General features: G+C 52.1%; 16 protein-coding genes. 10 read left to right on the top strand and 6 right to left on the bottom strand.

Translation table 11 applies throughout. The features are described from left to right. Entirely contained in the window at positions 1 to 3,177 is a 3,177-nt protein-coding gene (locus tag MRY86_RS24860; protein ID WP_293563044.1) for a PKD domain-containing protein, read from the top strand. Here MRY86_RS24860 and MRY86_RS24855 read toward each other — a convergent pair. Both MRY86_RS24855 and MRY86_RS24850 read right to left on the bottom strand, forming a co-directional pair. Next, complete coding sequence (locus MRY86_RS24855) at positions 3,174 to 4,616, bottom strand: transporter substrate-binding domain-containing protein (protein ID WP_293563045.1); 1,443 nt, start codon at positions 4,614 to 4,616, stop codon at positions 3,174 to 3,176. The two genes, MRY86_RS24860 and MRY86_RS24855, sit on opposite strands and share 4 nt — an antisense overlap. A gap of 45 nt (positions 4,617 to 4,661) precedes the next feature. Further along, complete coding sequence (locus tag MRY86_RS24850) at positions 4,662 to 5,024, bottom strand: methylglyoxal synthase (RefSeq protein WP_363325357.1); 363 nt, start codon at positions 5,022 to 5,024, stop codon at positions 4,662 to 4,664. 181 nt (positions 5,025 to 5,205) lie between these two features. On the opposite strand from MRY86_RS24850, the gene MRY86_RS24845 reads away from it, so the two are divergent. From MRY86_RS24845 to MRY86_RS24830, 4 genes are all read left to right on the top strand, one after another. Beyond that, positions 5,206 to 6,057 (top strand): DUF2911 domain-containing protein, encoded by an 852-nt coding sequence (locus MRY86_RS24845; RefSeq protein WP_293563047.1) that lies wholly within the window; start codon positions 5,206 to 5,208, stop codon positions 6,055 to 6,057. 142 nt (positions 6,058 to 6,199) lie between these two features. Then, complete coding sequence (locus tag MRY86_RS24840) at positions 6,200 to 6,436, top strand: hypothetical protein (protein ID WP_293572004.1); 237 nt, start codon at positions 6,200 to 6,202, stop codon at positions 6,434 to 6,436. Positions 6,437 to 6,438: 2 nt separating this feature from the next. After that, positions 6,439 to 6,735 (top strand): type II toxin-antitoxin system RelE/ParE family toxin, encoded by a 297-nt coding sequence (locus MRY86_RS24835; RefSeq protein ID WP_293563049.1) that lies wholly within the window; start codon positions 6,439 to 6,441, stop codon positions 6,733 to 6,735. A 195-nt stretch (positions 6,736 to 6,930) separates the two neighbouring features. Continuing rightward, positions 6,931 to 8,220 (top strand): serine hydrolase, encoded by a 1,290-nt coding sequence (locus MRY86_RS24830; RefSeq protein WP_293563050.1) that lies wholly within the window; start codon positions 6,931 to 6,933, stop codon positions 8,218 to 8,220. Here the strand turns inward: MRY86_RS24830 and MRY86_RS24825 are convergent. Continuing rightward, positions 8,217 to 9,035 carry an SDR family oxidoreductase gene (locus MRY86_RS24825; protein WP_293563051.1) on the bottom strand — a complete coding sequence of 273 codons (819 nt, stop codon included), beginning with the start codon at positions 9,033 to 9,035 and terminating at the stop codon, positions 8,217 to 8,219. The two genes, MRY86_RS24830 and MRY86_RS24825, sit on opposite strands and share 4 nt — an antisense overlap. Positions 9,036 to 9,108: 73 nt before the next feature. On the opposite strand from MRY86_RS24825, the gene MRY86_RS24820 reads away from it, so the two are divergent. Further along, positions 9,109 to 9,351: a hypothetical protein gene (locus tag MRY86_RS24820; protein ID WP_293563052.1), complete on the top strand. Its 243-nt coding sequence runs from the start codon at positions 9,109 to 9,111 to the stop codon at positions 9,349 to 9,351. Here the strand turns inward: MRY86_RS24820 and hutH are convergent. Together hutH and MRY86_RS24810 are read right to left on the bottom strand one after the other, a co-directional pair. Next, a complete protein-coding gene (hutH, locus tag MRY86_RS24815) occupies positions 9,348 to 10,904 on the bottom strand; it encodes a histidine ammonia-lyase (RefSeq protein ID WP_293563053.1) in 1,557 nt (518 codons plus the stop codon). The genes MRY86_RS24820 and hutH overlap by 4 nt on opposite strands. A gap of 23 nt (positions 10,905 to 10,927) precedes the next feature. Then, complete coding sequence (locus MRY86_RS24810) at positions 10,928 to 12,427, bottom strand: hypothetical protein (RefSeq protein WP_293563054.1); 1,500 nt, start codon at positions 12,425 to 12,427, stop codon at positions 10,928 to 10,930. A gap of 211 nt (positions 12,428 to 12,638) precedes the next feature. Between MRY86_RS24810 and MRY86_RS24805 the strand changes: the two genes are divergently transcribed. From MRY86_RS24805 to MRY86_RS24795, 3 genes are read left to right on the top strand one after another with little or no spacing between them, the layout of a single operon-like run. Then, positions 12,639 to 13,337: a glycosyltransferase family 2 protein gene (locus MRY86_RS24805; RefSeq protein WP_282779456.1), complete on the top strand. Its 699-nt coding sequence runs from the start codon at positions 12,639 to 12,641 to the stop codon at positions 13,335 to 13,337. A gap of 26 nt (positions 13,338 to 13,363) precedes the next feature. Then, positions 13,364 to 14,956 (top strand): cellulose synthase family protein, encoded by a 1,593-nt coding sequence (locus MRY86_RS24800; RefSeq protein WP_293563055.1) that lies wholly within the window; start codon positions 13,364 to 13,366, stop codon positions 14,954 to 14,956. Positions 14,957 to 14,962: 6 nt separating this feature from the next. Next, entirely contained in the window at positions 14,963 to 16,318 is a 1,356-nt protein-coding gene (locus MRY86_RS24795) for a glycosyltransferase 87 family protein (RefSeq protein WP_293563056.1), read from the top strand. 21 nt (positions 16,319 to 16,339) lie between these two features. Here MRY86_RS24795 and MRY86_RS24790 read toward each other — a convergent pair whose 3' ends face one another. Further along, the gene (locus MRY86_RS24790) at positions 16,340 to 16,660 is read right to left on the bottom strand and encodes a rhodanese-like domain-containing protein (protein ID WP_293563057.1); all 321 of its coding nucleotides are present in this window, start codon (positions 16,658 to 16,660) and stop codon (positions 16,340 to 16,342) included. 637 nt (positions 16,661 to 17,297) lie between these two features. On the opposite strand from MRY86_RS24790, the gene manA reads away from it, so the two are divergent. Beyond that, complete coding sequence (manA, locus tag MRY86_RS24785) at positions 17,298 to 18,506, top strand: mannose-6-phosphate isomerase, class I (protein ID WP_293569213.1); 1,209 nt, start codon at positions 17,298 to 17,300, stop codon at positions 18,504 to 18,506. Positions 18,507 to 18,508 lie beyond the last annotated feature (2 nt).

Below are 18,508 nucleotides of genomic sequence, written 5' to 3'. Positions count from 1 at the left end.
ATGAAACGACTGCTCGTACTATGCTCAGTTCTTGCACTGAGTGCTTATTCCCTTACAGCCCAGACCAGTACCGGCACCGCGTTCTGGCTGGCTTACATGGAGAACCTTGACCTGATCTTCAACGATGACCCTGTCTTCGCCGTCGTTTTGCATGCAGATCAGGACGCTACCGGTGAAATACAAATTCCGGCAACAGGCTTTTCCATCTCCTTTTCAGTTAGCGCGGGAGGAACCGAAGAAGTGGAACTGCCGCCTGCCCTCTACTACATTCAGGGCTCGGATATCACAGGCAATACCGGTATTCGTATTGTCTCAGATGTGCCAGTACGGGCTACGGGCATACACTACCGGGCCTACTTTTCAGAAGCCACGCACCTGCTGCCCGAACCGGAGCTGGGCACCGAATATTTCCCTATTTGTTATGCCGACGATATAGGCAATGACCCTTCTTCATTTGTGGTGCTCAGCACTGAAGATGGAACAGAGATCGAAATTACGCCCGCTGTCCTAACCCTGGGGCTCCGCCCACCCGGTGTGCCTTTCACGATTACGCTCAATGCCGGGCAGATCTATCAGGTGCAGGCGGTGGGAGACCTGACTGGTAGCAGAGTGCAAAGTGTCTCTGGTCAGCCAATAGCGGTCTTTTCCGGTGCCAAACAGGCAGACATCATTGATTGTGGGCAACCGGCTGACAGCCACGTGTATGATCAGGCTGTACCGGTAGACAAATGGGGGACGCTGTACTATCATACTCCCCTCCAAAACCAGGGCTATCAGGTGATCCGTGTGCTTGCATCCGAAAACAACACGGAGGTTTTCGTGGACTGCAATCAGGTAGCTATGCTTGATCAGGGTGAGTACTACACGGTTTATGATGATTCTTACAATTCCGGACGGGTGATTTCTGCCAGCCGGCCGGTAGCGGTAGCGCAGTTTAATACAAATGGAGGTTGTACGCCTCAAGGGCTGGGCGACCCCAATATGCTTTGGCTTTGGCCTGCTGAGTATAAAACCCGTGAAGTCCGCTTTAAGAGCCTGGATCGGTTTAATGACTTAATCGGTGACGTACCCTTCAGCCAGCATAGTGTAAATATTGTGGCGAACGCAGACGAAGTGGATGACATTCTGCTGGATGGAGGCCCTCTTCCTCCGGGTGCCTGGCTGGGTTATTTAGGTGACCCCAACAAGGTATATCGCCAAATAAGCTTAAGTCCGGGCGAACACGTACTTAACAGCCCTGAGCTTTTTCAGGCTTATGTATATGGTATTGGCTTTGCCGATGCCTATACCTACTTTGCCGGGTACACCGAGGTGGAGGAAGAGGAATACGCTTGCCTTGATATCCAGGTGGAAGGGGTATTCTGTGTAGACTCTACCTTACAGTGGAGTTATCAAACCAGCCTGAATGTCACTGAGGTCAACTGGGATTTTGGAGACGGGCAGGCCTCAGTAGCGGATAACCCTGCTATGAGTTACGGAGATATTGGCACCTCTACCGTTGTGCTCACGTTGACAACCAGCACTGGCACCTTCACGGATACGCTGGAGGTGGCCATTCAGCTTTGTGAACAGGACCCCTGTCCGGATGATCTGAGCCTAAGTATACAGGCCCCTGCTGAAATTTGTGCCAACAGCCCGGCCCAATTGGGCATTGATTTTGAAGGACAGGCGGTAAGCGCCACCTGGGAATTAGGGGGGATTGGGCAGACTACCGGGCTGAATCCGCAAGTGAACTTCAATGCATCCGGAACTTACACCATCACAGTCACCGTGCGGGACGAGCTCAATTGCGAATATACGGCTACCGCTACACTCGAGGTGCTCGATTGCGGAGGCTGCGGGCCCGAGCTGGTGGATTTGGAATTTGAAGGCTTTGCCTGTGTGGATTCCGTCCTGGTCTTTCCACTCACAGAATTCTTAATCAATGACCCACCCCTGGAGATCACCTGGACGGTAGACGGGCAGACCTTTGAAAACCTGAGTGCGCTGGAGTATGCCTTTCCGGCTCCCGGCAGCTACACCGTAACCTTCCAGGCTATCAGCCTGCAGGGCTGCTCTTACATCGGGCAAAATGAGGTGCAGATTCAGGATTGCAGTGATAACCCCTGCATTGGGCAGCCTTCTATTGCCATTATTCCACCAGACCAGTATTGTTTGCAGCAACCCCTGACCTTTACGGCTCAGACTTCTGCTGATTTGGTCACTTACTCCTGGAGTGCGAACAACGGTGCGACGGGTGACCAGCCTTCCTTCACCGTGACTTTTGATGAAGCAGGCGTAGGCACCGTTTTTCTGGAAGCAACAGATGTGAATGGCTGCATCTACTCCGCCGCCATTGAGGATGACCTGGTGGATTGTGGAGATGACCCCTGCGAGGGGCTCCCGGAATTGCAATTGAATGTGACCGGTCCGCTATGCCTGGATTCCACCCTGATGTTTAGTGCCAGTGGCGCCAATTTGGTCACCTACGACTGGGCTTTTTCGAACCTGACCTCCAGTACAGCAGCTAGTCCGGAAAACGTATTTCAGGAAACCGGGCTGTTTACGGCTGCACTAACTGCCGTGGACGCCAATGGCTGTACCCGGACCGGGAGCCTCTCTTTTGAAATCGAAATATGCGAAGGGGTTGACCCCTGCCTGGATAGTCCGGAACTCGTCATTGAAGGGGACAGCGTAGTCTGCCTCGGAGATGATGCAACCTTTTCTGCTTCCGGACCGGACAGTATCGTCATTTACGACTGGAGTCTGGATGTAGCTGGAAGCGCTGATGAGCCCATGCCATCGGCTACTTTCGAAGAGAATGGGATCTACAGCGTGGTGCTGCTGGCTGTGGATGAGGCAGGTTGTACCTACAGCGATAATTTTAGCTTTGAAGTACGTTTCTGTGAGCCGGATGGCGGTTGTGCCTACGCCTTGCCCAATGCCTTCTCACCCAATGGAGACGGCACTAACGATACTTTTGAGCTGCTCCGCAATTGCCCGGCCGCCAGCTTTGAACTCCGGGTATTCAATCGCTGGGGCGGTATTGTTTTCGAAACGGACGACCCGGAAACGGGCTGGGACGGTCGCTTCAACGGGCAGGACGCACCGATTGAAGTCTACTTCTACCAGTGTTTCGTGGAAACGCCCAATGGTGAAGTGGTAGAGCTCAACGGTGATGTGACTTTGTTGCGTTAGGACTCTTCCGGGATCAGCTGCTGATAATGCTCAAACCGCTCGAAAATCTGGTCGACATAGGTGACCGGCTCAATGCCGCGGACGTAGCCGTAGTCTACTACCGGGTCATTGTAGTACCTGGGATAGGACAGGCGTTTTACAAAAACCTCGACCTGTTCATCCCAGACGCCTGGGTCTTTGCCGTACTTCTCCGCCAAATCCTGAGCGTCCACGACATGCTGATAGCCGCAATTGTAGGAGGCCAGGGTGAACTTCACCCGCTGTATGCTGTCTGGGATGCTTTCCCAACGGTTGTAGAGTTGCTGAAGGTAGGCTGTACCCGCCTCAAGGTTATCTTCAGGGTTCGTTCTGTCTGAGACGCCCAGCTCCCGCGCGGTGGCCGGCATCAGTTGCATCAATCCTTTGGCTTTGGCCCAGGACGTAGCTGATGGATTAAACTGGGATTCCTGATAAATCAGAGCGCTTAGAAAGCGCCAGTCCCAGTTCAGGGAGTCTGAAAACTGCTTAACAACGCTGTCGTACCGGCTGATTTTCCCGCCCGCTGCGCTAAAAAAATCGCTTTCGATGCGGGCCCGGAATGCACGCTCATTCTCAAAGTACTTATTGTAGATCACATAGTAATCGGTCTTCTGCCGCATTTCTTCAATCCAGGTGTTGAGGGCTTGGCGCAAATTTGGGGCATTTTTGCGCACTGCCCAGGCGGCACGTTGCGAAAAGCTGATCGGCGTGGAAACATCCAGAATAGGGTAGTAGGCACTGTTGATCTCCGCAATATTGTCATCGGCAACGGTGTAATCCAACTCGCCTTCCACGACTTTTTTGATGATCCTGCCAGTAGATAAATCCCCGGATACGGTATCGATGTAGATATCACCGCCAATTTCCTGCTCCAGGTTTTTCAGACGATCATGATAGGCAGAGGCCAGCCGAACGGAAACCGTATCTTCAATCAGTTCGATAGGGTCAGAAACCAGCGTCCGTTCTATTTCGTGGAGTTTCCAGTTGCGCCAGTCCTCGGGTTTGCGTTGTACCAGCACCTGTTTGGTGAGGTAAAGGTATTTGGTAAAGTCAATGTACTGCTTTCTGGGTTTGGTGATGGTTAGCCCGTGAGCAATGAGGTCCCCTTCCCCCCGGTTGAGCATATTGATGAGCTCGTCCAGGTCGTGGGCGGGCACAATTTCCAGGCGTACGCCCAAATGGTCTGCCAGGCGGGTGAGCAGCTCATACTCGAACCCCATCGGCTGCCCCCGGTAGAGGAAATAGCTGGTTTCGCTATAGACCGTAATAGCTCTAAGTACACCGGACTCCTGTATATTTTCCAGGTCCCGGTCTACCATCGGAAATGCAGCGTCGGGGTCCACTGCTTGCGCTTGCTCTTCGGGTGAGCAGGCGGCGAAAAGTAAAGAGGATAATAGTATCGCAAATATAAATCTTTGCATGCCAGGGTTTTGTGTCAAAACGGGCTGGCACTGCAAAGGTTTAAATTATAAGGTTTTCACAAAGCGCATCGCAGCTGCATGATTGGTCGCCAGCGGAATATTGTGGACATCACAAAGGCGCATCAGCATATTGACATCCACCTCATGCGGGTGCTTGCCAAGGGGGTCCCGGAAAAAGATGACCATATCCACGTTGCCTTCCACCAGGCGGCTGGCAATTTGTGCATCACCGCCCATGGGGCCGCTTTCCATGCGATTCACTTCCAGCCCGGCGCGTTCCAGGTGAGAGCCAGTGGTGCCGGTGGCAATAAGGTCGATGTTCTTTTGTCGGAACAGTGGGGCATGGTCTTTGATAAAGGCGACCATTTCCGCTTTTTTGCCGTCGTGGGCAATAATGGCTATTGTCATACTCATGAGCGAAGAGGATACTTTATAATTCAGCAGGCAGGTAGTATGCCGTTCTGAATGGTTTAGGGTTAATGTGTCTCCGGGAGCACAACTAAGTTATGTTCCCGTTGTTCTTTGGTTGCTGCGAAAGTCGTACTTTCGTGCACGAATTTTGACAATTCTAAACTTAAAACCAAGTAAAATGAAGAAACTGTTAAGCTCACTTTTCGCTTTGGCACTCGTTGCCCTGATGGTGCCGCAGGTAAATGCACAAATTCAAACCCCTGCTCCCAGCCCTTCGGCAGAAATCGAGCAAATGGTTGGATTGACTGAAGTTGAGATTAGCTATTCACGTCCTGGCGTGAAAGGCCGTACCATTTTTGCAGAAGACGGCCTGGTACCTTACGGCAAAGTTTGGCGCTTTGGTGCCAACGCAGCGACCAAGTTCGCCTTTGATAAGGACGTGGTAGTCGGTGGCCAGGAAATGGAAGCGGGCGAATACGCAGTACTCTGCAAGCCAATGGCTAAGGAGTGGATGCTGATGTTCTATCCATACGAGTCTGGAAGCTGGGGCAGCTATGTAGACAAAGACCCTGCTGCAACCGTCTCTGTTAAGCCGGAGAAAAGCCCGGTAATGGTCGAGCAAATGCGTTTCACAGTGGACAATATCACGATGAACGGTGCAGATATCGTTTTCGCATGGGACAAAACTATGGTGAAAATCCCTGTGGAAGTGCACACGGAGAAGCAGGTACAGGCTTCAATTGATGGCGTAATGGCAGGCCCTACGCCTAATGATTACTACGCTGCGGCTTCTTACTACCACGATATGGGCAAAGACCTGGACAAAGCGCTGGAGTGGATTACCATCGCTACTGATGTAGACAGCCCACGTTTCTGGCAGGTACGCCGCAAGGCACTCATCCTGGCGGATATGGGTAAGAAAGCAGACGCGATCGAAGCTGCTAAAATGTCGATGAAGCTGGCTGAAGAGGCAGGCAACGACGACTACGTGCGCATGAATAAAGCGTCTATCGAAGAATGGAGCAAGTAATTTTGTCTCCTTTTTAAGCTTAAACGGGGCGGTTTTCCAGTTGGGAAGGCCGCCCCGCTTTTGTATATTGAGGCTAAAATTGGCTACGTGAACGGATTAATTCATAAATCCGTTATCTTTGATAATTGAAAAATGGCTTAGAATGAATTTACAGGCAGAAAAGTTACAGCTTATCGAATGGTTGGCACGCCTACAAGACGCTGAGGTCGTACAGCACTTACTTCGGGTAAAAGAAGACAATGAAGCAAGTGCTTATGAAGCTGCGCTCAAGCCAATGACAAAAAAAGAACTGGTAGCACGGGCAGAGGAGTCTAATCAAGCTATTGCAAAGGGGGAGCATGTCGACATAGAGGATGCGCTTGCGGAGTTGGGAGACTGATTATGAAAGTAAGGATCACAAAGCCAGCTCAGCGCCGGCTTAGCCAAATTGACGATTACTACAAAAAGAAAGGCAACCGGTCTCACTTCGCAAAGCTAAAGCAGGAAATTAGCCGGAAGTCTGCTTTGTTAAGCCAAAATCCTGAGCTTGGGCAGGAGGAAGATTACCTGAAGGAATTGGGGCAGGGACATCGATACATTATTGTAGCAAAGCTTTACAAATTAATTTACCTGGTTTCAGCACCTTTTATTACGGACATCTTTGATACGCGCCAGAATCCAGATGATATGCGGCCCTGACCCTTATCTCACTGAGCTGCCAGCCAGGCAACAAAGCACCTTGTTTGGTATTTCCTATGCGTATCTGCTACACAAGAGACATAAAGACTAAAGATAGGATGCAGGAGTATCAGACCAGAATTCACAATCTCACATCCGGGCCTTTCATATTTAAACCCTTACCATACCCAAGCGTCTAAGCCATAAAAAAAACCTATGCGCCTGATTTATACCCTTTTCCTGCTCAGCTTGCTAAATGCAGCTTTCGCCCAATCAATCTATTTCCCACCTGCTGAGGGCGATGAATGGGCAACCCTCCAACCCGATAGCCTCAACTGGTGCCCGGAGAAAGTCGACAGCCTGCTGGCCTTCGTGGAAAGCCGGGATTCGAAAGCCTTCATCATCCTCAAGGACGGAAAAATCGTGCTGGAACGGTATTTTGGCACTTTTCAGCAAGACTCGGTATGGTACTGGGCCTCCGCCGGCAAAAGCCTGATGGCAGCCGTCATAGGGCTGGCTCAGGAAGATGGCTATCTGGATATCAATGACCCGGTTTCGGACTATATGGGAGCAGGCTGGACAGAATGCCCGCCGGAGAAGGAAGCCCTTATCACCATCCGCAACCAAATCACAATGACCACCGGGCTGGACGATGCCGTGGAGAATGATGCGACCAACAGCTGCTTCGAGCCTGCCTGCTTTCAGTACCTGGTGGATGCGGGTACGCGTTGGGCTTACCATAACTCCCCTTACCGCTATACCCAGGAATTGGTGGAAGCCGCCACTGGCGTTAACCTCACCCTGTACACCCGCCTGCGTCTGGGCAACGCGATCGGCATGAAGGGGGGCTGGTTTGGCAATGTCTACTACAGCAAGGCGCGGGATATGGCGCGCTTTGGCTTGTTGATGTTGGCAGAGGGGCAATGGGGCGGCACACCGGTCATGACCGATACGGCCTATTTCAACGCGATGATCACCCCTTCTCAGGACCTCAACCAAAGCTATGGGTACTTGTGGTGGCTAAATGGGCAGCCTTCATTTATGCTGCCGGCTACTCAACTGGTGCTGAATGGTCCAATGGTACCCGAAGCACCAGCCGACATGTACGCCGCATTGGGCAAAAACGACCAGAAAATCTACGTGGTTCCCAGTGAAGGGCTGGTCGTCGTGCGGCAGGGCAATAACGCGGGCCCGGTAGTCGCCGCGGCTTCCTCCTTCGACAATCAGCTGTGGGCCCGGTTGTCGGAAATGGAGTGCCTGACTGCTGCCGCTGAAGTTGAGCCCCAGCCCGACTGGACCATTGCTCCCAACCCAACGACGGATGAAATTAGGGTGATGGGCAAAGCGGATATTGCTCATTTAGAGCTATTGAACAGCAGTGGGGTAGTGGTCCGCAACGTAGCGGATCAGCGCATGGACGTAGCCGGTCTTGTGCCCGGCATCTACTTCCTGCGGATATGGACAACGAAAGGGTTGTCAGGTACGGAGCGAATTGTCATCCACTAAAACTTCATCGGGTCCGGGTGCCGGAAAGTGTACGCCAACAGCGCTTTAGCCTGCTCATTGCTGATGATTTTGTACGCCAGCTCCTTGTTCCCCTTGAAGGTGGGCGGCTCCAACCCCTCTTTTTCCGCCTGAGCGGTGTAAAAGGCGGCTCTTGTTGGATGCCCGTCGGCCACTACGTTGAGGGTGTGCCCAAAGGCTTCCTGCTTAATCAGTGACTGTATGAGCCCAATGCAGTCGTCCAGGTGCACCAGGTTGACGGGAGCTTCTCCGTTGGGGATGTCCTTTTTGCCTGCCAGGAAACGGCCGGGCTTGCGGCTGCCGCCCACCAACCCGCCCATGCGTAAAACGGTAGACCGGGGCGCGCGCAGCAATTGTAAATACCGTTCGATCACCACCAGGGCCCGACCGGAGGCCGTAGAAGGGTTCAGGGCGGCGCTTTCGTCCAGGGTGGTATTGTCATTGCCATACACGCCCGTGGAACTAGCGAAAACCAACTCAGGCACTTCCATCCGCATCGCCATTTCCACAATGGCTTTGACCTTCCGGGGGTACGTTTCTTCCACATCGGGGTCGCGCCGCCCACCGGGCGGGATATTCACAAAAAGCAGATCGGTTTGGAAGAAGTCGCGCAGGTTGTCGCCTTCCAGTTGGTCGCCGACTTTGATTAGAAAGGGGGTGATGCCGGCTTCGGTCAGCGTAGGGAGTTTGTCACTCGTTGTGGTGGAGCCTTTTACGGTGTAGCCCGCCTGCGCCAGGGTTTGGCCGAGCGGGAGCCCCAGCCAGCCGCAGCCTAGTATGGATATCGTTTGAATCAAAGTTTTATCGTTTTGGGTATGCAACAATTTAGCTTCCGAAAAGCTTATTATTCTATTCAAAACTTTCCCGAAAATGGACCACTACCAACCCATCAGCTGTGATTTTTATGACGAACTGGAAGCCCGTGCCACGCTTCGGCGTTCCTGCCATATTGAATTTTGGGATGCTTCCGGCCAGGTTCAAACCACAGAGGCTGTGATCAAAGACCTCTACATCCGCAGCAAGGTGGAGTACATGCTCCTCAGCACTGGCTTGGAAATCCGCCTCGATCGGTTGGTTTCGGTAGATGGTAAGCCGCTGCCTGAGGCCTGCTAACAATACTCAAACAAAGCCTCAAACTCAGTACCAATATCCTGACTGCTCTGCTTCACCACCTCAATCAGCGCGCGCTCCCGAACCAGCTCCGCCCCTTTATCCAGATCGGTAGCGAATACCCGGTCCTTGTCCGCAAATGCAATCTCTTCCCGTACCCGGGCATGCAGGTTTTCCATCAGCGGGCTCGACTTTAGTGGCCGGCGGAAGTCGAAAGCCTGAGCTGCGCACACGAGTTCGATCCCCAGTATCCGCTCCAGATTGCCCACGACCTGTAGGGCTTTGCGGCCGGAAATGGAGCCCATACTTACGTGGTCTTCCTGCCCTAAGGAGGTCGAAATACTATCGGCGCTGGCCGGGAAGCACAGGCTCTTGTTCTCGCTCGCCAGGGCAGCGGCGGTATATTGCAGGATCATAAACCCGGAATTGGTCCCGGTCTCTTGCATCAGCAATTTGGGGACGGCACCATCTATGCCCGTAAGAGAGAGATAGCAGCGCCGGTCGGAAACATTGCCAACTTCCGAGGCCGCCAGGCAGGCATAGTCCAACGGTAGGGCCATCGGTTGCCCGTGGAAATTGCCCCCGCTGATCGAGAGCTCTTCATTCACGATGATCGGATTGTCTGTGACGGAGTTGAGCTCAATTTCCAGGGTTTCCCGGAGGTGCAGCCAGGCATTGCGGGAAGCCCCATGCACCTGTGGTATGCAGCGCAGAGAATAGGGGTCCTGCACCCGGTCGCAGTGGCTGTGGGAGTTGAGGATTTCGGAGCCTTGCAGTAGCGCCCGGATGCGCGCAGCCACATGTTGGTTGCCTTTGTAAGGGCGCATGTTGTGCAGTTCCGGGTGGAAAGGCGCAACGGAGCCCAACAGCCCTTCAATCATCATCCCACCGATAAGGTCAGCCTGGCTCAGGCAGGCTTGTAGGCGGTCGGTTACCTCCACTCCAAAAGCGGTGATGAACTGTGTACCGTTGATCAGGGCGAGGCCTTCCTTGGGCTGCAGTTGCAGTGGAGCGAGCCCTTCTTTTTGCAGCATTTCCGGTGTAGGCACCACCTGTCCTTTGTAATGCACCTGCCCCAGCCCGATGAGCGGCAAAAACAGGTGGGAAAGCGGTGCCAAGTCGCCCGAAGCCCCCACAGAGCCCTGCCTGGGTACTACCGGGATAACATTTTGCTCAATATGCCAGAGGATGCGATCGAGGGTAGGCAGGGAAATGCCCGAAAACCCCTGTGCCAGCGCATGCACTTTGAGGATGAGCATGAGTTTGGCGGTCTGTTGGGGAATGGGAGAACCTACGCCTACGCTATGGCTCATGAGCAGATTGTGTTGCAACTGCGCGGTGTCGTCCGGTGATATTTTGGTGCTGCACAGGGGGCCAAAGCCGGTGTTGATGCCATAGACCGCATCACTGCCTTTGGCAAAATTGCGGACGATCTGAGCCGAAGCCGCTACCTTTTCCCGCTGAGCCCGGTCTAATTCCCCGGTTTTATGCTGCCGGCTGATGCTGAGCGACAGCCCGGCAGTGAGATGATGCTTTCCGTACAAGAATGGTGACATGGTTAGGGCTTGGATTTTCGGTTTTAGTATTGGTATTCAAAGCAGCCGATGTCAGGGGCAACGGGGTCCCGCTCATTACCCACAAGGTCGGCAGTAATGCCGGGCAGGGGGCGGGCCATGCCTTCCGCAATAGACAGGCTATCCAGCAGGTAAACATCGCCATTAGGATCGGCAAAAAGGGTGTCTGTCCGCTCCCCGTTGATGCAGTTGATACAGGCATCAGATTCCAGGAAGTTGGCATACAGCCCTTCCTGCTGTTCGAGCAGTTGGTCGACTTTGACGATGCAGTTTTCAAATTGAACCTGAAAGAGCTGCGGCACACTGCCCCCGCTCACATCTGCAAACTGCAGCTCATCCCGGCTGGTACCGAAGAAGATACAGTTGCGGAAGTTGGCCCGGATGCGATAGTCGTTCCGCACTTGACAGGTGAAGGGGCTGTCGTAGCAGAAAAAGTTGGACAGGGACATGGCGGAGGCGTCCACACCGTAGCTGGCTACCGTGCAGTAGTCGAAGTTGTAGTCGCCCCCGTTGACCAGCTGCACGGAATTGGCGAAGTTGTTGTACACCAGGCAATTTTCAAGGTCAATGCGGCTGTGGAAGCCAATGATGCCACTGCTGTTGGTATTGTAAAAACGGGAATTACGGGCGGTCAGCTGCCCTACAGAATCCACATAGACGCCAAATATGGAATTCTTGACCGTGGTATAGCTCATCGTATTGCCTTTGGAGCCCCGCCCGATAATGATGCCCTGCCACTGACCGGGCTCTTCTGCAAAGCCTTCCTCCAGGCGGTCGCCCTGCACGACGATGGAGTCCTCCGCTGTGCCATTAAAATGAATCTGACCATTGGCCAGGGTGTAGATGATGCCATCATTAAAGGTGCCGAAGAGGTCATTTTGAGCAATGCCGCCGTGCACATAAATCCGTGTGCCGGCAGCTACTTCCAGCGCACAGCTGTCGATCAAAATCTGTCCGTAAATGACATAGGGTTTAGGGTCGTCCCATACGATGGTTTGGTTGTCGCAGGTGAGCAGCGTTGGCACACCCCGGTTGAAGCGGCTGGGGAAGTAGTTGGCGTTCTGCCCCCAGGCTTCCAGTAGAACGCTGCTGCGTTTTTCGCCGGTTTCAAACACCACCTGGTCTTCGATGACAAAAGGGCTGATGGAGAGCGGGGCATCGGGATCGATAGTCACTTCCACAAAGACATAAATACTGTCATTGGCCCAGATTTCCACCTGCTCCACCCGGTCGCCTGCGGTGCCGTTGACGTTCATACGGAATTTGCCGTCTTCGTTCCCGGTTAGAGCCACTGCGTCAATCAGCACAGGATTGCTGCTGCGGTTATAGACCTTAAAGAAACGCGTAGCGGAGCCCAGTTCCGTGAAAACGGTATCAAAGCGCAGGGTATCCAAAGAGAATTCCAGTTCGAATTCGCCGCCAGTCAGGAAATCCGCTTCGTTGTCGCAGGAGAAAAAAGCCAGGCTCAGGCACAGCCCGAGTACGATGTAGGGCACGTTCTTCATGGGTCAAAATTATGCATTAAAGATTGTCCTCCTAATAACGGGGCAATCCATGATTTCTGTACAGTGGCCCAAAAATAGAGAAATGTTGGTGCTTTTTTGTGCTTGTGCAGGTATTCCGAAATCCAGGGCTGTGTCAACCCATTAAATGTTACAGGGAGGACAGTTAAGTTGATGATATTTGCTGTACCTTTGCCGCAAATCAGGGTGAATATTGAGCAAACCGGTAATAGACGTCATCATTCCTGCTTTCAATGAGGAAGATTCTATAGGAAAAGTACTGCAAGACATTCCCAACGAGTGGGTCCGGGAAGTGATTGTATGTAATAATGGCAGTACCGACGATACAGCGGCTGTTGCTGCTGCCGGCGGTGCTACGGTTTTGCTACAGCCCCAAAAAGGCTACGGCAATGCCTGCCTGAAAGGAATGGAACATATTGCCCGCCGCCCTCAACAAGAGCGGCCCGATATTGTTGTGTTCCTCGATGCAGATTATTCTGATCATCCTGAAGAATTACCACAAGTAGTTCAGCCTATAATCGAATCAAACTACGATCTGGTGATTGGCTCACGGGCACTCGGAGACCTGGAGCCTGGGTCCATGCAGCCCCAGCAGATTTTCGGTAACTGGCTGGCTACCACACTCATCCGATTGATTTACAACTATCGATTTACCGATTTAGGCCCTTTCCGAGCCATCAAATATGCCAGGTTGCTGGAGCTGGATATGCGGGACCCTAATTTTGGCTGGACCGTGGAGATGCAGGTCAAAGCTGCAAAGCTACAGTTCAAGTCTACAGAAGTACCCGTGCAATACCGGCGCCGCATCGGTGTCTCAAAGGTTTCAGGTACCGTCAAAGGGAGTATCCTTGCGGGCCATAAGATCCTTTGGACCATTTTCAAATTGATTTAACCAACTGTGAACTTAAAGTTTCGGGCATGATATCCATACTCGCCTATTCGGTTTTAGCTATTTATACGATTGCGCTGTTTTACATCACGGTTTACTGTGTGATGCAATTCAACCTCCTTTATCACTACAAGAAGTACCAAAAAGGAGGCGCCGCACCGCAAACTGCCGCGCAGGAACCCCTTACGGTTAACCAACACGGCGAATTAAAACGCGCCAGGGCCAGCCGCTACGGAGAAGACAAGGGGGAGACCCTGGTACTGGCTGCTGCCGCCGCTGAGGACTGGCCGTTCGTGACCGTGCAGCTGCCTATCTATAACGAGCTGTATGTCATAGAGCGCTTGATCGACAGCGTGGCCGCTTTCGATTATCCTAAAGACCGCTTTGAAATCCATATTTTGGACGACTCCACAGATGAGACCATCGAGGTGGTGCGCAAGAAGGTGGAGGCTGTACGGGCGAAGGGCTTCAATATTGAGCAAATCCGAAGGGAAAAGCGGCAGGGCTTTAAGGCGGGCGCCCTACGGGATGGTATGGAGTATGCTCAGGGCGAATTTATTGCCATTTTCGACGCTGATTTTCTGCCCCGGCCAGATTTCCTGCAACAAACCATCCCTCATTTTCAGGATCCGGAAGTAGGTGTGGTGCAAACCCGGTGGGAACACATCAATCAGGATTATTCGCTGATTACCCGCCTGCAGGCGCTGCAGTTGAATGTCCACTTTACCGTAGAGCAGGTGGGGCGCATGTCTGGAGATTATCTGCTGCAGTTCAACGGTACGGCTGGTGTCTGGCGGCGGGAGACGATCGAGCATGCTGGTGGATGGGAGGCCGACACCCTGACGGAAGATCTCGACCTCAGTATTCGGGCGCAAATGAAAGGTTGGCGCATCCACTTCCTGGAGCATATCGGCTCGCCGGCGGAGCTGCCGGTGGAAATGAACAGCCTGAAGTCCCAGCAATTCCGCTGGATGAAGGGCGGTGCGGAAACGGCTAAGAAAATGCTGCCTGCGGTATGGCGGTCTACTGCCCTTACCCTGAATCAGAAAGTACATGCAACCAGCCACCTGCTGGCGAGTTCCATCTTCCTGTTTGTGTTTATCACCGGTGTATCAAGCGTGCCGCTGTTGTTCCTTTTGGGCGATCTGATTGAATTGGGCTTTAGCAAGAACTTTTTTGCTTATTTCCTGGTGGGGCTGCTTTCTGTTATTGGTATTTACTATGTAGCTAATGTGCAGGCCCCCGTGCACAGGGACTCGTTCGGGAAAGCTCTGTTTAAATTCATTTTCCTGTTCCCCCTATTCCTGGCTTTGTCGATGGGGCTCTCGCTGCACAATACCGTGGCTGTACTGCAGGGATTCCGAGGTAAAAAGTCACCATTTGTGCGCACGCCCAAGTTCAACATTAAAACCATGCGCGACAGCTTCCGTAAGCATAAGTACCTTAGCAAAAAGATCACCTGGACTACGGTTATGGAAGGTTTGCTGGCGCTATACTTTGCCGGAGCAGTAGTGGGCGGGTTTTACATTCAGAATACCACATTCCTGGTTTTCCACTTTATGCTGGCGCTGGGCTATGGAGCTATTTTTTACTACACCCTGCGTCACCTGAGCATAAAGTAGGTTTTTATGTCTGAGCGGGTGCGGTTTGGGCTGGGTAGCGGGCTGTTGCTGCTATCGGTTGCCGGGTTGGCTTATGGCCCGGGGCAGTCTGATTTTTTTGAAATCCTGCTTTTCTATCTGCCTGCTTTTCTGGGCTATCTGTGGTTGTGTTATCCTTCTGAAGGGCTACCCATTGCCTGGTACCTTGGTCTGGCAGTGGCTGCCCGTCTGATCATCCTGCCCGCTATGCCGCAGCTATCCGATGATGTCTATCGCTTTATTTGGGATGGCCGGCTGTTGCTCAACGGCATTAACCCTTTTGAGCATCTGCCCACGTACTATCAGGCATTGCCCAATCCGCCTGAAGGCCTTACAGAAGACCTGTTCAAACAGCTCAATTCCCCGGAATATTTCACCATTTATCCGCCGGTGGCACAAGCCGTATTTGGTATATCCTGCTGGCTGGCTCCGGAAAGTATCTATGTTAGTACGCTGTTGATGAAGGTGTTTTTATTGCTGTCAGACATCGGCACGATCGTGCTCCTGCCACGACTGCTGGAGGTGATGGGGCTTTCGCCCAAACGGTCGCTTTGGTATTTGCTCAACCCCTTAATTCTGATAGAAACGATCGGAAACTTGCATTTCGAAGGCGTAATGATAGGTTTTCTGGTACTAAGTATCTGGTGGCTGCACCAGCAAAAGTGGTGGGCAAGCGCAGTGGCGATGGGACTGGCTGTTGCTGCCAAGTTGTTGCCGCTGTTATTCTTAATGTTCCTGGTCCCCGTTTTGGGCTGGAAGCGCAGCCTGCAATATTTTGCCCTTTTGGGCGGAGTTTTACTTTTGGTGTTTGCGCCCCTGCTGGGTGAAGCCTTCCTGAATGGATTTGGCAGCAGCCTCGACCTGTACTTCCGGCGTTTTGAGTTCAATGCCAGTGTGTACTATCTGTTGCGCTGGGTGGGCTTTCAGTGGACGGGGTACAATCAGATCGCCATCATCGGGCCGGCACTGGCATTGGGCACATTCATTGGAGTAACCCTTATGGCCCTGCGTGCGGGTTTCCGTTCCCTGAAAGGAGAAGCATTAGGCCTGCCCGGGCTGATGCAGTATTGCCTGGCAGCAATTTTGCTATACCTGGCTTTTACCCCCACCGTACACCCCTGGTACGTTGCTCTGCCGTTGATGCTTTGCACCTTTACGTCTTATCGCTTTCCGGTACTCTGGTCAGGTCTTATCCTGCTGACCTATGCCAATTATGCAGGGTCGGAATATCAGGAACATCTATGGCTGGTGGCTTTGGAGTACGCTGCTGTTGCAGGTTATGCGCTATGGGAGTGGCGGCAACAAAAAAAGCGGATCAAGGCTGCGCCTATCTCCGCTCTTTGATTCATACCGTTTTCTTTCCTTTTACTTAGCCAGCATCTGGCGTACTTGCCCAACGCTGCCTGCATTGTAAGCCTCGATGCCTTTTTCATTCAGAATCTGGGCAGCCATCCCACTGCGGTTGCCGGAACGACAATACGCCACCACAGGCTTGCCCGTTTGCTTTAGTTTGCCAATATGGTGCTGCAGCTCCTGCAATGGAATGTTCTTAGCGCCAGGTGCGGCACCGCTGTTGAACTCTGCCGGGGTGCGTACGTCAATAAGAAGGGCACCCTGATCGATTAAAGCTTTCACGTCAACGGCATCTGCACCGCCTCCAAATATTTGATTGAATACTCCAAACATGGTCTTGTTGTTTTTTTACAAAGATGCAGGCAGGAGGGCGGTTAATCAGTGATTTGGGTCACAACGGCTGGTCCAAAAACACAGAAAGCTCCCGGAGGAGCTATCTGAAGTTGTGTTGTCAGAGAATGTTTGGTCAGGAGGTTGTTCAAAGTAAGGGTTGAATCGTTATCCCCAGAAAAAAGAAACTTTCCGGACTTTGATTGAATCATCATGCCCAGTATGCAATAAGCAGCCTTAGTTGTTGTGGTTTGTTTAGGATGGAGAAATTAGAAGAGGACAGACCTTTCTAATGCCTTTTGTTTGACATCAACAAAGTTCAAGGGAATTCTTTAATTAATCCAGCATGTTGCATTTTGGAGTTTCTTTTTATTGTTTAGTTTTATGTTTTTCAATGGTTTGTGGTGATTTTATTTTTCTATTTTTATGGGTTTTAGCACTTTGTGTTGTCACAAATGAGTTGCTTTTTTAGTTTTTTGACGCCTCCATCAGCAAATAGACAGTGGATCAGTGCTTTATTAGCCTTATAGCATCGAAGGGGATCAGTGGGTTACCTCGTTTTTACATTAAGAGACAGGAAGCTTTCGGGTGTTTATCTGAAGGGAGTTTTTATCTTAGCCATCATAGTAAAGGCATCGAAATGAAGAAAAACGAAAAGCTATATCCGCTTAAAGGAGTCGTACAGCATTACGCATGGGGCGGATATGAATATATTCCTGAATTGATTCAGCAGAAAAACCCTGATCAGGAACCCTTCGCAGAGTTATGGATGGGTGTGCACGACCGTGGCCCGGCAGTGCTGACCGATGGCGGTGAAGAAGTTTTGTTAAGTGACTGGCTGCTTGCCCACCCTTCGGCCCTGGGCGCTTCCCGGTCGCAGTTTGGTGATCAGCTACCGTTTCTATTTAAAGTCCTTGATGTGCGGGAGATGCTGTCTATTCAGTCACACCCCACCAAAGAGCAGGCGGAGAAGGGCTTTGCTTTAGAAAATGAAGCCGGGGTCCCGCTTTCAGCGCATCACCGCAACTTTAAGGACGACAACCACAAGCCCGAAGTCATGGTAGCGCTAACGGATTTTTGGCTGCTGCATGGGTTCAGGTCGGAAGCTGAGATTGCAGCTGTACTTGAATCGGAGCCAGCCTTTTCACCATTGCAGCCCATATTGAAGGAATCGGGTATTTATGGTTTGTACAAAACCATCATGGAGTGGTCACAGGATCAGGTAGCTGAGGTGTTGCAACCCCTTCAGTCCCGCTTGTCGCAGGCCCATCTGACAGATAAGGCGCATCCTGATTTTTGGGCTAAACAGGCATTCGAGCAGTATGGGGGTGAAGATGGCGATTATGACCGGGGCATTTTTTCCATTTACTTGTTCAACCTCGTGCATATACCCCCGGGCAAAGGCATTTTTCAGGGCGCGGGCATACCGCACGCCTATCTGGAAGGCGTCAATGTGGAGCTCATGGCCAATTCAGACAACGTCTTCCGGGGAGGCTTAACGGTCAAGCATGTGGATGTGCCTATGCTGCTGAGCCACCTGAAGTTTGATGCGGTAACACCGGAAGTGCTGGAGGGAGAGGCACTTGATGGCTTTGAGGTAGCCTATAAAACACCGGCAGCCGACTTTCAGCTGAACCGGGTGTATTTCCCGGAAAGCGGAAAGTACAAGCCTGAGCCTCCTAAGACAGCAGAGATTGTGCTCATCACCGAAGGAACGGTTGTCTCCGGTAACGATGGGCAGGTTTTCAGTCAGGGGGAAGCCTTCTTTGTGCCTGCTGGGACAAGCTATGAGCTTGATGTAGAAGAGTACACCACATTATTCAAAGCACTCGTGCCAGTCAGTAGCTGATT

It is taken from the genome of Phaeodactylibacter sp. (assembly GCF_022763345.1).
Taxonomy (GTDB): Bacteria; Bacteroidota; Bacteroidia; order Chitinophagales; family Saprospiraceae; genus Phaeodactylibacter.
This window is presented reverse-complemented; position numbering and strand designations above follow the sequence as displayed.